The sequence below is a fragment of the Chamaesiphon sp. genome (assembly GCF_041738855.1).
Taxonomy (GTDB): Bacteria; Cyanobacteriota; Cyanobacteriia; order Cyanobacteriales; family Chamaesiphonaceae; genus Chamaesiphon.
On sequence record NZ_JBGSPA010000175.1, the window covers coordinates 26,083 to 42,036 of the forward strand.

Here is a 15,954-nt window from a genome sequence, read left to right on the forward strand (position 1 = left end):
GTGAATTTATATCTCGGTTATGTTTAATCCAACTTCATCTACGCCAATTCAACTCGCCCAACGATTTATTCGATCTCATTTAATTACGACAATTATTTCCGCTGTTGGTCTAAATTTAGTATTAATTGGAGCGTCAACTTGGAATGTATGGAGTACCTCCCAGAGTTTAAGAACGACTGTAGAACAGCAAGCAAATCTACAAGATCTCAGTAGTAGAGTGATTTACCTTGATGAAGTCTTAACGATGTCAGCGAATATGCTAGCGAGTAGCGGACAGCCGATGTGGGAAAAGCGTTACAACGATAATGTCCCCGAACTTGAAAAAGTTACGGCTAAGTTATTCCAAGATATTCCCCCCTCTGTTCGCGGTGCTTATCGTCAAATCGATGACGCCAACAAACAACTAATTGCCATGGAAGAGCGGGCATTCAAATTAGTCAAGGCGAAAAATTTTGCTGGTGCTACTGCGATACTTCAGAGCGAACAATATAGTCAGCAAAAGCAGATTTATAGTCAAGGCGTCCAAACTGTGATTGCCAGTATCAAAACCGCCACAAACGATCGCATTCAAGCACAACAACTCGCGCTAGATTGGTCGATCGGGCTAGCACTGGCTAGCTTAGGATTGTTGGCAGTCACGGGTACTGGGATCGTGGTCGCTGTCAGGGGTTATATTCGCGATCGACAGTTGGCGCAAGTCGCACTAGAAGCATCGCAGCAAGATCTCACGAGCGTGAATATGAGTTTGGAAAATGAAGCGAGAGAGCGTCAAGCTCAGGAAGAATTGACTCGCCAAGAAAATGAACAACTTCAACAAGATATTGGGGAATTACTCGATGTAGTAAGCGAGATCGAAGCTGGCAACCTGACAATTCAGGCGCAGGTGAACGATCGCGCGACTGGACTGGTGAGCGATACGCTCAATCGGCTGATCGAAGAGTTGGGGCGAACGCTCAGACAAGTATCGGTAGCGGCTTATCGGGTTGACGCCAATAGTAAAACTCAAAAAGAGATGGCAGCAACTGTCGCCCAGAATACTGGCAAACAGACCGCCGAAGTCAGTCAAATGCTGCGATTGACGCAGAATGTCCGTCAATCGGCACAAAATACCATGCAGCAACTGCTGATGACCAATCGATCGCTAGTGACACTCCAGTCTTCAGTTGCAGAGGGGCAAGGGACGATTTCCAGTCTCGATCGCGAAATTGGTGTATTGCAAGCTGGGAGCGATCGGATCGTCCAAGAAATCAAAACCCTGGGTGAATTCGTCGGACTAGCCGACAGATTTGTGCAGGATCAAGGTGAAATCGTCACTCAGACTCAGATTTTGGCTCTAAATGCTTCCCTGGTAGCCGCTAGAGCCGCCGAACAGCGCGACCCCAAACAATTTGCTGGTGTGGCGCGGGAATTTGAACTCATCGCGACCCAAGTCAGTCAACTAGCCCAACAAACTAGTGAAGGTTTGTCTAGTCTCGAACAACGTAGTGCTCAAATCCACCAGGTGGTGTCATCCGTAGACGTAGACGTGCAAAAACTGGGTGGTTTGGTAAGTACCTTTACCCAAGGTGTCAAGCAGGCAAGCGACGTTTTTGCCACAGTTCAGGCGGTAACTGAGCAAGTCGTAGAGTCGGGAAATCAGGTATCTACAGCCAGTCAGAGTATTGTCACGGCGACGGATTCGACAACTGTCGCGATCGCCTCGATTGCTACTCTCAGTCAGGAAATTTCTCACCAGTCTCAAGATGCTCAACACTTGGGCGACCAATTAAATATTCTCTCCACCGATCTGCTGGAAAACATCCAGATCTTCAAGCTACCAACCGCGCCAGAACTTGCGGCTGTTTGATATCAGCGACCCCTAATTTTTTGATGCCAAGTAAAATATATGAATCTCGAACTATCACCAGATCGATCGCCCCAGCCAGCCCAACCCACTAGATCGATCGGTCAGCTCCGCGCCTTTTTCCAACAGCATTTAGTCAGCACCATTGTCCTGTCAACTTGTCTCAATCTGGGACTGACAGGGACTTCGACCTGGAGTGTTTGGCAGACTTCCCAGCGGTTGCAGGCCACTATCGCTAGGCAAGATCGGCAGCAAGATCTCAGCAGCAGACTTACCTATTTGGATGAAGTACTCACAATGTCGGCACGGATGTTTGCCAGTACTGGTCAAGCAATGTGGGCAAAACGTTACAACGATAATGCCCCCAAGATCGACAGTACCATCGCCGAATTGACAAAAGATCTACCTCCAGTTCAGGAAGTTGATGCCGCCAACAAAAAGTTGCTGGGGCTGGAAGATCTGGCTTTTAAATTAGCTCAACAGGCTAAGTTAACAGCAGCCTCAGCAGTATTGTCTAGTCCCGAATATCAACAGAATAAGCAAATTTATGCACAGGGAGTAGCCACAACGATCTCTAAAATCAAAACTACTGCCGAAAGTGAAGTTCGAGCAGATCGCCAAGCACTAGGAGATGCCATTTTGTTAGCACTGGTGAGTTTGGGGCTGTTGGTCGTGACTGGGTTGCTAGTAGTGCTGACAGTTAGAAGCTATATGCGCGATCGCGAGCAGTCCCAGCGATCCCTCCAGGCATTCCAAGCCAATCTGCTGACGCTCAACGACGAACTCAAACATGAAGCCGAACTACGAACCGTCGAACAGGAGCGAGTCGTACGCGAAAGTGACACGCTCCAAACAGATATCAGTCATATTCTCGATATTGTCAGCTTGCTAGAAGATGGCGATCTTACGGTACAAGCTGCGGTCAACGAACGATCGACTGGGCTGATCGCGGATACACTCAATCGTCTGATTGAGTCCCTACACCAAGTTGTCACGGTAGTAGCATCCAGTGCCGATCGCGTAGCTGGTAGTGCGCTTGGGCTAGAGCAATTAGCAGTAGAAACAGCCAGTCAAGCTCAGCACCAAACTAGGTCAATTCAACAGATTGAGACTTTAATTGCTCAAGTAAATAGCCTGAGTACCAACTCCCAGCAGCAAGCACTGGCAACGATCGATGCCGTAGCATTGGCTCAAGCTGCTGTTGGCAACGGTCAGCAAGAAATGAAGGCAATGGCGGATGGGATTGCCAGCCTCCAACAGGGTACAGAGCAAATCTCCGTGCGGATGCAACGCCTGAATGAATTCGTGGAGCTAGCCGCCCAATTCTCCAAGGATCAAAAGCGGGTAGCCGCCCTCACGCGAGTGCTAGCCCTCAATGCTTCCTTACTTTCTACCCGCGCCGTCAAAGAGCAAGACCCGACCCAGTTTGCCAGTCTGGCACATGAATTTGAAACCATTGCCGAGCGGGTGAATGAGTTAGCTGGTGATACCAATGATAGTCTGGTTTCGCTCCAACATCGTACCAACCAGATTCAAACTGTAACTTCCGGTCTCGATCGCGATGTCGCCGATATCAATCAGTTGGTGCAAAAATTCACGGATGAAATGGGCAAGTCTCGCCAAGCCTTTACCAATATTCAACTAGTGACCGATCGAGTGGCGATCGTCGGCGCACAAGTAAGTACTTCTAGTCAAGATATCATCCGCGTAGTTGGCGATACTCTTCAGGCAATTGGATCGATCGGGGTTATCGCTCAAAGCACCGAACACAAGGCAATTGCCACCCGCGAACAGATCGAAGTAGTGAGTAATCTCGCCCAAAATCTACTGGCGCGAGTCGAGTTTTTCCGCTTGAACGATGAAACTCCCTCGGCGATTTACAATTTTCTCCCGCCCGCCGATTCTACAGTCGTTAAAAATCCTGAGGCGGTATACGACCTCCTCCAACCTCGCGCCTAGTAAATTCCTTCATGCGTCGATCGGCCCACATACCACAAAACATCATGATCGCACCCGACAATTCAGCCGAAGCACAATTACAGCAAGAGTTGCGGGAGATGTTTCTCGTTGATACCCAGCAACAGCTAGAGACTTATTTTGACATTATCCACCGACTCAAACCAGAGTCTTGGATTGCCGATATTCGATCGATCTACCGCGCGATCCACACGATCAAAGGTGGGGCGGTGACGGTTGAAGCCAATAATATGTTGGATGGAGCGACCGCTTTAGAAGATCTATTATCAGATTTGCGGTACCTAGAAGTAGCACCACCGCTTGCAGATGGCAAATTGAGCCAAATGTTACTAGAAGCTGGCGAACTCCTCGCTAGCTGTCTGGATTCGGAGCCAGGAACTGATAATGTTGCAGAAGGCAATCGCGCCCAATTGACAATCCAGAGACTCCAAACTCTCCACGCTCAGGTAAAAGCACGATATTTACCAGACTGGAATGAAATGAAGCAAGTTCATCAAGAGTTTGCCGAGCAGGGTTTCGATCTGGTCGTTTTGGATCTAGAGATGGAGCTGGCAAATATTCCCGCGCAAGGTGAAATTCCTGCCAATACGATCGCAGCAGCTCGATCGACGATCGACCAACTGACTCAGATCGGTACCGAACTCGAATTGGATCGCGGGTGGACAATGCTGCTCCAACGCGGTGAATCATTAATTAGCAATCCCAATCCTCAATTGTGGAGATCGATCTGGTTGCCATATTTTCAAGTACTCAAAACCTGTATCAAAAATAGCGGCGAGATTGGTGATGTCGAACTTGAAAATTTAGATGTATTAATAGTTACTACTGAATCTGGATTTAATCTAGTTAGTTCAAATATTGAATTGGATTTAGCTCGCAATCTGAGCAGTGAAGAATTAATCATTCTCGATCGTGTTGCCGTCGAATCGACATCAGTATCCGATCCGGATTTATCAGTGTTGCTAGCTGACTTCTTCATGAATGAAGAAATCTTACCCATACCTAAAACTATAGAATCGATCGCTGAACTAGTCGCCCCAGCTCATGAATCTCTACCCAGCACGATCGTCTCTAGTGAAGATTTGTCAGGATTACTAGATAACTTATTTCTGGATGAGGAAGTTTTACCGATCCCTTCAACTGTTGAATCGATCGGCGTACCAGTTGTAATAATTAATGAATCTCTACCGAAGGCGATCGCCTCCCGTGAAGATTTGTCAGGGTTACTAGATGACTTCTTCATGGATGAAGAGAGCTTACCTATAACTGGAGAATCGAGCGAGGAACCAGTTGCACCAACTAATGAATTTATAGGAATAGAAATTGAGTCAAATGAAGATCTACCCGACTTACTAGATGATTTCTTCAGCGATGAAGAGATCGCAGCCGATCTCAATTCGCCACAGTCACTCCAGTCTGAATTAGAAATAGATAACTTCATAGAACTAGACGAACTAGATGAACTAGATTTAATTGCCTTAGTCGAGCAAGAATTTGCGGCAACTATGGATTTAGTGGCTACCGTAGCCACAGCCGAGCCTCAACCACTTCCAGCAACCGTCGCCGCTAGTTCAGTAGTAGCAGTTAAACGAGGAATCTCGATCCCCGTACCCCTCGAACGGCTGGATCGATCGGCACAACAGGTAGTAGACACACTATTGACAGCGCGGGCAGTGATGAATGCCTCCAGCCGTCTCCAAGCCCAACTCAGCCAGTTGAGCGTACTAACTCAAGAGAGTTCTCAATTTGTCACCAGACTGCGGCAACTTCAAGATAACTACGCCCTCCTCCGCGATCTCAGCGACGAGCGAGACTCTAGCAGTAATGTCTCGATCGAACGTTATCGTCAAGGTTATACGACGATCGTCCGGCTGCTCGAAAATATGCTGCGGATGTCCGAACTAGGGCAAGAAATCGAAACAACGACTTATCAAAACTACAGCCATCTAGAGGATCTCGATCGGAGCATTCTCCGGCTCAAGGATGGGATCGAAACCAGCCGTCTAGTACCATTTCGGAATCTAACTCTCCGCGCCAAAGCCATCCTCCGCGATCTCACCAATCGCTACGGCAAACCAGCCGAACTAATCGTCCAAAACGATCGAGTGGAATTGGATGCTGGCATCATTCAACAATTGGAACCAGCCCTCCTGCACCTGCTCAGAAATGCCTACGATCACGGGTTAGAATCTGCCACCGAGCGACTAGCTGCGGGCAAACCAGAGCGCGGGACGATCTCTGTTTCGCTCCAGCGACGGGGCAATCTCTATCGGTTAGAAGTTGCAGATGATGGCGGCGGTATCGATGCCAATACGATTTATCAGATTGCCAAATCTAAAGGCTTCTCACTCGATAAAACTTCGACTAATAGCGAACTTTTGGCTGTCCTGTGCCAACCAGGATTTAGCTCTAGCAGCACTGTCAGCGCAGTATCGGGACGAGGTGTCGGGATGGATGTAGTCGTCGCCCAGATTGGCAGTATCGGCGGTAAATTGAGCCTGGAAACCACTGTGGGTCAGGGTACTACGTTTACGATCGAAGTGCCTGCACCGCAACTATTAGTTCCTTGTGTACTATTCCAAGTTGGCGATCGCATTGTGGCTTTTCCCACCGAAGAAGTTCTCGAAACAGCACTACTGAGTTCGATGTCCGCCAAAATGTCCGCCGATGATGAAAACCAGCTCTGTGCGTGGACGCTAACAACCACTAGCGGCGATGTCCGTGGTTTCGATCTTGCCAATTACTGGCAATCGACAGTGCGATCGCTCTCCGATATCGCAGTTTGCATTCGGACTCGTCAGGGCAGTAACGAGCGCGAAATTTGGTCGATTGCTGACGATCTCCTCGGACAAGCAGAACTGTTAATCAATCCGCTCCCCAGTCCTTTGATTGCACCTGCGGGACTGCTGGGAGTTAGCCTCCAATCAGATGGTCGGCTGATTTCGATTCTCGATCCGATCGCCCTGACAACCCAGCTTGCTACTAGTACCGATCGTCGGGTGGCTGACTATAGTTTCAGCAGCATCACTGTCGAGCAGACCAAATCATCTGCCCCCGCCATCCTGATCGTCGATGATGCTGCGCTGATGCGCCGACGGCTTGAAGCCAGTCTGCATACCTATGGATTTGTCACCTACACCTGTAACGATGGACTAGAAGCCCTGAATTGGCTAGAAAACAATCCCCACCCCGATCTGATGATTACTGATGTGGAAATGCCTAATATGGACGGGTTCACGCTGATCGATCGAGTGCGTCAAGCGCACATTCAGATCCCGATCCTGGTCGTCTCCTCACGGGCATCTGAAGCATGGGGTAGAGAAGCCCGCCGCTTGGGAGCTAGTGACTATCTCAACAAGGGGTTCTCCACCGCTGAAATGATCCAAAAAGTTAATTCACTCTTGGGATTATTGATGAATGTCTAGCATTTGTCAGTTAGCACTGGTGGGGATCGGTATAATTACTCATAGAACACCCGATCGAATGGATGTTCGCTCTCTGACAGCTAAACTTTGACGGTTGGGTAAAATTGAAGCATTGCCACCGTATCGATAAGATCGCACTCCACTTCGCTTTTGCTTCACATCACCCATCTTCAGAGACTGAGTTTGTCTATCCTCGATCGTTAGAATTAAGTACATACATGGAAGCACTATACGATTACGCCTGGTTGATTCCAGTATTTCCCCTTGCTGGGGCAATGCTAGTCGGATTAGGATTGATTTCGCTCAACAAAGTTACCAATGGACTGCGAGATCTCAATGCAGTTCTGATTATTTCCCTCATGGGTGCAGCGATGGTGATGTCATTCGCCATCCTCAATAGTCAGTTTCAAGGGCATCCCGTCTACATGCGATCGTTTGAATGGGCAGCGGCGGGAAGTTTTCACTTGAATATGGGTTACACGATCGACCATCTGACATCATTGATGTTGGTCATCGTTACGACTGTTGCCATGTTGGTGATGATCTACACCCACGGGTATATGTCCCACGATCCTGGCTATGTCAGATTTTATGCTTATTTAAGTCTATTTAGCTCTTCGATGTTGGGCTTAGTTATCAGCCCCAACCTCGTCCAGGTGTATATCTTCTGGGAATTGGTGGGGATGTGTTCGTATCTGCTGATCGGCTTTTGGTACGATCGCAAAGCCGCCGCTGATGCTTGTCAAAAAGCATTTGTTACCAACCGCGTCGGTGACTTTGGGCTACTTTTGGGCATGCTCGGACTCTACTGGGCGACTGGTAGTTTTGACTTCCAAATCATGGGCGACAGACTCCAAGAATTGGTCGCATCCGGCGCAATTGGTGGCGGTTTAGCTGCCCTATTCGCCATCCTGGTATTTATGGGGCCAGTTGCCAAATCCGCTCAATTCCCGCTCCACGTCTGGCTTCCCGACGCGATGGAAGGTCCCACACCGATTTCGGCTCTGATTCACGCTGCGACGATGGTAGCAGCAGGTGTATTCCTGATCGCACGGATGTATCCCGTATTTGAAGGTATCCCCACGGCGATGGATACGATCGCCTGGACTGGCGCAATCACCGCCTTTCTGGGAGCTTCGATCGCGATTACCCAAAATGATATCAAAAAAGGTCTGGCTTACTCCACCATGTCCCAATTGGGATATATGGTGATGGCGATGGGTGTCGGAGCTTACTCGGCTGGATTATTTCACCTGATGACTCATGCTTACTTCAAAGCCATGATGTTCCTCGGTTCCGGTTCAGTCATCCACGGCATGGAAGATGTCGTCGGACACAACCCCGCCTTGGCTCAAGATATGCGCCTGATGGGTGGCTTACGCAAACACATGCCCGTCACCGCTGCGACCTTCTTTATCGGTACCCTGGCAATTTCGGGGATTCCCCCCTTCGCCGGATTCTGGTCGAAGGACGAAATTCTCGGTGCCACCTACGCCGCCAACCCGCTGCTGTGGGGCGTTGGTTTCCTCACTGCTGGCATTACCGCGTTTTATATGTTTCGCATGTATTTCTCGACCTTTGAGGGCAGTTTCCGAGGCAACGATACCAAGATTCAAAAACAACTACTCGCGGCAGCGCGTCCGAGTGGTGCCGATGCACATGATGACCATGCACATGATGCCCACAGCTCCAATCATGCTGCGGTACCTCACGAATCGCCTTGGAGTATGACTTTACCATTAGTTATTCTTGCTGTGCCCTCAGCTCTCATCGGTTTAGTCGGTACGCCGTTCAATAACTACTTTGAGGCGTTTATCTCCGCACCTGGAGCCGTTGAAATCGCGCACGAATTCGATCTCAATGAATTTCTAATTATGGCTGGTAGCTCAGTCGGCATCGGTCTGATTGGGATTACTTTAGCATCGCTAATGTACCTCAGCCGCAAAATCGACCCGAGTGCGATCGCGTCCAGGATTCCTGACCTCTACAATCTCTCGCTCAACAAGTGGTACATCGATGACATCTACAATAGTGTCTTCGTTATTGGTTTACGTCGGGTTGCCCGTCAGGTGATGGAAGTCGATTATCGCGTCGTCGATGGGGCAGTCAATCTCACAGGTTTAGCCACATTACTCGGCGGTGAAGGTTTGAAATACCTCGAAACCGGACGCGCTCAAAACTACGCCTTGATTGTCTTTGGCGCAGTTTTGGGTTTGGTAATTGTGTTTGGGATTAATTAACAAAACAGATTGAAGTCGGTGGGTGGGGTGGGTAGATTTACCCACCCCACCCTACGGGTACCCCTGTCTTGTCGGTTTTTTTATTCGGAGGGAACCTCCGAATAAAACCGCCGCTCCGAGGAGGGGATTTTTTTGGGTTAGTACTATGATGATTTATTAACTAGCCTATAAAAGCACGCTCACAAAACCAGATCGCGCTCATCACAATTACCCCTACCGAAATTAGCCGACGAATAGTGAGATCCCAGGGGAATCTCCGCAGATAGGATAGACAAACATAAGTTAATAACACGATACTTATCTGACCGATTTCGATACCTGCGCTAAAACTAATTAGAGAAACTACCAAGTTATTTCGAGGTAATTCCAATTCCTGTAAAGCCGAAGAAAAGCCCAATCCATGAATCAAGCCAAACCCAAAAGCTAATTGCCATCTCGCAAGATTAGGCTCTTTGCGCCACAAGTTTTCCGCAGCAATATAACCGATCGATAGTGCGATTATAATTTCAACCCAGCGACTCGGGACAGAAACAATATTTAAAACTGCAAGAGATAAAGTAATCGAATGAGAAATGCTAAAGGCGGTAACTACCTTAATCAAGTAACCTAACGATCCGCCTAGCATGAGTAGGCTAACCAGAAATAAAATATGATCGTATCCAGTAAAGATATGCTCGATCCCCAATCCGACAAAACTAGTAATCTGCTGTAAAATCGGTGCATCGATTAAGGCTGCATTTTTTGATATCGGTGTAAAGACGATATTATCAACCCTACCATCCCGAAATACCTGTGCCAGACAACGCGCCGTATTAACCCCAGGTACGAATAAATCGTAATTCATTTGCAATTGGTTTATCGGTTGCGCCCACTGATATTGCAATAATAAATTGCTGTGAGTATCGGGGGTAGCGACGAGATTGGAGGATAATTTTTTAGCAGTGGTCGAGCTGACTACTAAAGTATCATACTTGACTTTAGCTGCTGTGAGTTGAATTTTTTCACTCAAAAATTTCTGAAGCTCTTGTTGATATTTAGTTACTTCTTCTACCGATAGTTGTTGGTTTTTATCATCATCAAACTGTGCAAACAACCCAGTCGGTACTGTTAAATTCATATTGACATTTTGGTTCTCAATCTGAATATCAGCTACAGCCAAATCCGCCCAGTGAGCCTGACTGGGCAGCCCCAAACCTAAAACCATTAATAGTCCCAATCCCCACGCGATCGCGAGTCTCCAAACCTGATATCTTTGACGAGCCGAATGCAGCAAATTTTTAAGCATGACGTTTTAATTAGTTCATAGTTGATAGTCGATTGCCACCCTAATTTAATGTCAGTTCGGGTTATAGATATTGGCTTTGTTTAAGCACCGCACTCGATTGAAATCGGTGCTCATGGTGCGAAGTCCGCCTACGCGGTGTAGGAAAGAAACAAAGATCCTTAAAACTCACCCTAATTCAACCCTGACAATCCGACACCCAAGCCTAGAGCCTGTCTGGCTCCAGCATCGAAGGTTGGATCGATCGACTTCACCCGTGCTCGATACATTTGGGCTTGTGCCGATTGCCCTCGAGCAGCCGCGATCGCGGCTGCTCGATCGAATAACCCTGGATCGCGAATTCCTGACTTCAAAGCCATCTCCATCGCCGTCTGGGCTTGCTCTAGCTGTCCCATCTGCAAGTGAGCAGCCGCCAACGTATCCCAAGTTTCGGGATCTTGACGAATTTTAATTTCAGCCTGCATCAAGGTTAAAGCTGCCGATTTATCAGATCCCTGTCCGCGATCCATGAACAATTGCGCCAACTCCCGCCGATGTCCGAAATCTGTGAGATCGGATTGCAACCTCGACGCCGCTTGCTCCCAGGTGCGATCGGCTGTGGTAACATCCCCTTGCAATCGTTGTACCCGCGCCAAACCTCTGAGGGCAGCATGATCGTAGACTGTCGGGCTTTGTCGATCGGTCAGGAAAAATCGATCGTATAATGCGATCGCCTGCTGCCGATCCTGCGTCTGAGTAGGATCGGCTTGCCACCGTCGTACCGACAACTCCGCCATATTCAATAAAGCTGGAGGATATTGAGGTAATATTTCTAAGGCAGACTGATACAACTCCTCCGCCTGCTGAAGTTGTCCCCGCTTGTAATAAAGTCGCCCCAATAACGTCCGTACCCACGCCGAACTTCCCGCCTCATCTGGCTCCTCAGCAGCGATTGCCGCTTGGAAATCTCGCATCGCGGCTGTGTCGTTGCCGCGTGCGACACCTACCAAGGCTCTGAGCGCAAGATTGCCGAGTGTGGGTAGCTGTCGCACCGAGGTATCCGCAGTTTTCTGGGCGGTTGTAACATCACCTAAAGCTAGATGGGTAGTGGTTAATAGCGGTAGGGATTCAGCTCGTGGGGGAAGTTGTTTGAGCAGGGCTAGAGCCTGAGTAAACTCATGCTTGGAAACTGCTACCTTCGCTAGGACTAACATTGCCCCATAATTTTCAAATGGTAAATGGACGAGCGATTGCTCTGCTGTCTGTTGGGCGAGGAGATACCAGCTACTGTCTCCAGTTGCCCGCGCCATTTTTAAGTAATTTTGAGCTAATGCAGCTCGCGCCAATCCGGTTGTCGGTTGCTGTTGAATGATGCGTTGGTGAAAGGCGATTTCCTGTTGGATATTGGTGGTGATACTGCCGACGGGGGGACGCTCAAAGCGATATTTCCAGACAGAATTGGTGCGCTGGGCGGATAGTAGTGTCGTCAAGGCGATCGAGCTACCAATCCCTAGCAGCGCAATTAGCCACAACTTACGCGGGGACGATCGGTTGAAGAGGGACATTTGCATAGCGATTGGGTAGTTATGGGTATTACCGCAGCTCGATGATCGTTGCTGGGGGTTCGGGCGTAGGCGCGGCATTAGTTGCTCCAGGCGGGAGCTGGATCGGAGCGGCGATCGTGGGAGTAGCTGCTGGTTGAAGCTGGATCTTCGCCGAACCAATACTCATCGATCCGGCTTTGAGATCGGCAAGTAGTTTGCGAGGATCGCCATAACCTAGTCGCGGAGCCAATAGGATCGCCAACCCATTCGCCAGTTCATTTTTGTTTTGAGTGATTGACTCGGCGAGGGCGAGCATCAAGCTGCGATTGTCTTCGAGTTGGCGTTTGACACGCTCGGTTTCGGCTAGTGAAACTTCCGGTGCCGATAGTCGCCAAGTCACCCCGATCTGCCACCGGATTCCACTGGAGCCATTATTGGAACTATTATTGAAACCAGTATTGAAACCACTATTAAAACTATTATTGAAACCGCCGAAAGAGTCATTATTGATTGAGCCAAGATCGATCTTGAGGCACAGGGTGGAGCAAGCATCGGAGCTGACTGGGAATGAAGAAAATTGAGCGTAGGTGGGAGACGCCGTAGTCAGCACCCCTAATATGACAGAAGTAAGTAGAACAGATTTCATAATATGGCAGAGGGGGGAGCGGAACCCAAACCCCAGCCCATTATCAGAGGTAGGGCTGATTTATTTTCTATTGGGACTGTGAGGCTAGATCCTCAGTAGCAGATATTGGTGCGTTAGGCTTGAGCCTAACGCACCCGACATTAAGCTAGCTGTCAACTGTCAACTATCAACTGTCAATTATTTACCTAGTTTGGCAATGCTAGATAAGGAAAACTCCCTTCCAATGGCTTGTGTCCTTGAGCGGCGTTACCTGGAGTGCCTTCGTAGGAGGCATTATCACTGGTGATTTTGCCGTTGGTGAGGACGCTGAGAGTGATGTCGATGACATCATCCTTGAGCAACCGTCCGCGAATGGGGCTGCCTTTGGCATTGAGAGCATTACCATAGCCACTCGCCCCAGTGGTATCGATCCGCATCACATCTGGTAGAAAGGCACCTAATAAAGCGTTAGTCCGTGCATCATCATTGCCCAAGGCTTTGAGCGTGCGGACAGCTTCTGCGGCAATCGGTGCAGGGGGATTGAGTTCGGCGGTAGGTGGCACGCTATTGAGGGCATTGAGTAAGTCATTGCTGACGATCAAGCCTTCGTTGATAGCGGGACGGGCGAGGCGTTCTACTTGTTGGTACTTGCCAGTTGCCGGATCTCTGAGGGAAATTGTCTCCCAGATATCGTAGGTGGTAGCACCACTGGTACCTTGCAGAAATTGCTGCGGGATCCGAATCGCGATCGCGTTGACATTAAAACCTTTGAAGGAGTCCGCAGCTTGAGCAGGTGGACGAAAGCCAACGGCGGGGCCGAATCCCAAGGCACCAGCGCGAACTCGGAAAAATTGTTCGACATCAAAGACAAACGGGTCTTCGCGTAATCCAGCAAAGACAGAAAGCTTGGTACCACCAGATGACAATTGATTGACGATCGGTCTGGAGGCACCGAGCGGCGTGGTGCGGAGATTTGTTGCGGAGGTTTCTTGTCCATCTTTGAGAACAGTCAACTTAATTTGTTGCTGCTGTTGCTCGTTAGGCGCACTAAATTCAAAGCGGAGGGTGATATCTTCTTGCCCTGTGGGGGTCGCATCCTTGTCGGCTACGCGAGTTATTTTAAATTCGTAGCGGGCATTGGTACTAAAAAAATATTGCTGGCGGGCGATCGATCGTGGGTTGCTATTCATCACCAAGACTAGATCGCTGGGATTTGCACCAGGATTTTGATCTTGTTCCCGAAATGCGTATAAGTCGGTCAAATTGAGACTACGACCTTTGAAATCGACCTCACCATCATCGTGATCGGAAGCCATCAGATATTGAGGTAAGCTAGTTGCAGCGGCGATCGCGGCGATCGAGATGCCACCCAAGATGAGGGATTTTTTCCAGTTAAGTTTAGCAAACTTAAACATTGCAAATGACATATTAGATCCTATTGGTAATCGAACGGTGGATAGATTGGTGGCTCTGTGCGAACATACGTTGCTAGTTTCAAAACGGATCTTTCGACTAGCAAGTAGTGGGCGAGCGGTTATCGCCCAAGGGCACGATCTAGAATTGGGACAATCTAAACTTGCTGAGTGCAAGATTTAGTGGTGAATGTGGCGCAAGTAGTCTCACAGCAATCCTTGCGCCACATCCACCTGCCTTAGTTGGTGCGATCGGTACTATTGCTGTCTCAAAATCTAAGCAGTTTTGACGTTGATATTGACAACTAAATCGTTGAAATCGCGATCGCCACCACCATAGAGATCCTCTACACCAAAAGTATTGTTACCCAGTAAGCGGAAATGGTCGATTTGGTCGGGGTTGGCACCGAGATAATTGAAATAAGCATGAATCGCATTAGGGTCAGTACTATTGTTATTGACATTTCTGCTGACAAACTCAGTTAGTGAGCCTTGGGCGACGACTACAGGCGCGTAGAGTTTACCGCCAACTAGATCTTGGTTGGTTTTACTATCAGTTTTACCTGCTTGCAGTACCACACTTCGGATCGCTTCAATGGCATAGTTGGCATCACCAGGCTTGAGTGTAGTACCGCTGGCTAGTTTGATTGTCCCGATCGCATCTTCGACCGCATAAAAACCAATGTTGTTGTTATAGCCTGCGGAACTGGTGGTGGTAATATCGACCTTGATTGGTGTAGCTGCAAAGCCAGTTAGATCGATCGTCCGTCCTTGCGCCAACCCTTGCGACTTAGCACCAACGGCGATATTTGGGGTAGCTCCATCTAGTTTCGCGACATTTAAGACCAGTTCATCATTATTGACTGATACTTTATAGCCATCATTCGTACTGTTATTGGTGACTTTTATCGGACTATTCCCACTCGCATCGGGGCGAGAAAAGAGGATATTAGTCGGTGTCTTCCCACTAGCAATCTGTTGTTGCAGATCGGCGATCGATCCATCCTGCACCTGGAAGAATTGATATGTTTTATTCGGATCTAATCCAATCTCTCGCTTGTTGGTGCTAAAGAAAGTGCCACCCAAACTAGCGAAGATCGGTCTGGCGGAGTCGGTGACAGCTTTGAGATAATCTGCCGCACCAACAGCGATGCCGCCGACTTTACCCGTCCCATCATCGACTGCGAATATCCCAATTTCATTGACTTTGCTACCAGCTTTCTGAGCGATCGCACTAACGCCAAAGCCTGTAACGGTCGTGTCAGTTGTCAATAGATTTTGAGCTAAACCGATGCCTGCGATCGGTGTTGGGCTTGGGGTTGGGGTAGATGTAGAAATTATGATATCATTGGCACTTAGCTTGGCGTTTTTGACAATTGCTAGTTGAGTGCTGCCAAAACTGATAATAGTATCAGTAGTACCAAATACAGTCGTCACGTCACTGTCTTTACTGCCAGTTGCTAGATCGACTTGGATCGTATCATCTAGCAGATTGAAGTCCGTAATCGTATTCGGGGTTTTGGGTAAATTTACTCCTGAGAGCACAAATAAATCCTGACCCGCACCGCCAGTAAGAGTATTGCCGCCCAAGCCGCCAAAAATCAGATCGTCGCCAGCACCGCCAATT

Annotated in this window: 10 protein-coding genes; 4 read left to right on the top strand and 6 right to left on the bottom strand. The window is 48.6% G+C overall.

Translation table 11 applies throughout. The features are described 5' to 3' along the window. The first annotated feature begins 19 nt into the window (after nucleotides 1–19). From ACEW9I_RS18510 to ACEW9I_RS18520, 3 genes are read left to right on the top strand one after another with little or no spacing between them, the layout of a single operon-like run. The gene (locus ACEW9I_RS18510) at nucleotides 20–1,846 is read left to right on the top strand and encodes a methyl-accepting chemotaxis protein (RefSeq protein ID WP_373541803.1); all 1,827 of its coding nucleotides are present in this window, start codon (nucleotides 20–22) and stop codon (nucleotides 1,844–1,846) included. Between the two features lie 39 nt (nucleotides 1,847–1,885). Continuing rightward, nucleotides 1,886–3,802: a methyl-accepting chemotaxis protein gene (locus ACEW9I_RS18515; protein ID WP_373541804.1), complete on the top strand. Its 1,917-nt coding sequence runs from the start codon at nucleotides 1,886–1,888 to the stop codon at nucleotides 3,800–3,802. A 44-nt stretch (nucleotides 3,803–3,846) separates the two neighbouring features. Continuing rightward, nucleotides 3,847–7,245, top strand: a complete 3,399-nt coding sequence (locus ACEW9I_RS18520) for a response regulator (protein WP_373541805.1) — start codon at nucleotides 3,847–3,849, stop codon at nucleotides 7,243–7,245. 39 nt (nucleotides 7,246–7,284) lie between these two features. Here ACEW9I_RS18520 and ACEW9I_RS18525 read toward each other — a convergent pair whose 3' ends face one another. Further along, nucleotides 7,285–7,461 (bottom strand): hypothetical protein, encoded by a 177-nt coding sequence (locus ACEW9I_RS18525; RefSeq protein ID WP_373541806.1) that lies wholly within the window; start codon nucleotides 7,459–7,461, stop codon nucleotides 7,285–7,287. Nucleotides 7,462–7,463: 2 nt separating this feature from the next. Here ACEW9I_RS18525 and ACEW9I_RS18530 point away from each other — a divergent pair, with 2 nt between their 5' ends. Further along, nucleotides 7,464–9,485 carry an NAD(P)H-quinone oxidoreductase subunit 5 gene (locus tag ACEW9I_RS18530; protein WP_373541807.1) on the top strand — a complete coding sequence of 674 codons (2,022 nt, stop codon included), beginning with the start codon at nucleotides 7,464–7,466 and terminating at the stop codon, nucleotides 9,483–9,485. Nucleotides 9,486–9,645: 160 nt separating this feature from the next. Here the strand turns inward: ACEW9I_RS18530 and ACEW9I_RS18535 are convergent, their stop codons facing one another. The 5 genes from ACEW9I_RS18535 to ACEW9I_RS18555 form a co-directional block, all read right to left on the bottom strand. Beyond that, complete coding sequence (locus tag ACEW9I_RS18535) at nucleotides 9,646–10,770, bottom strand: HupE/UreJ family protein (RefSeq protein WP_373541808.1); 1,125 nt, start codon at nucleotides 10,768–10,770, stop codon at nucleotides 9,646–9,648. Nucleotides 10,771–10,940: 170 nt separating this feature from the next. Next, entirely contained in the window at nucleotides 10,941–12,311 is a 1,371-nt protein-coding gene (locus tag ACEW9I_RS18540; RefSeq protein WP_373541809.1) for a tetratricopeptide repeat protein, read from the bottom strand. Nucleotides 12,312–12,339: 28 nt separating this feature from the next. Then, nucleotides 12,340–12,936, bottom strand: a complete 597-nt coding sequence (locus ACEW9I_RS18545) for a hypothetical protein (protein WP_373541810.1) — start codon at nucleotides 12,934–12,936, stop codon at nucleotides 12,340–12,342. Nucleotides 12,937–13,121: 185 nt separating this feature from the next. Next, nucleotides 13,122–14,342: a DUF4331 domain-containing protein gene (locus ACEW9I_RS18550; RefSeq protein WP_373541811.1), complete on the bottom strand. Its 1,221-nt coding sequence runs from the start codon at nucleotides 14,340–14,342 to the stop codon at nucleotides 13,122–13,124. A gap of 261 nt (nucleotides 14,343–14,603) precedes the next feature. Further along, nucleotides 14,604–15,954: DUF4114 domain-containing protein (locus tag ACEW9I_RS18555; RefSeq protein WP_373541812.1), on the bottom strand; the 1,351-nt coding region annotated here is incomplete at its 5' end.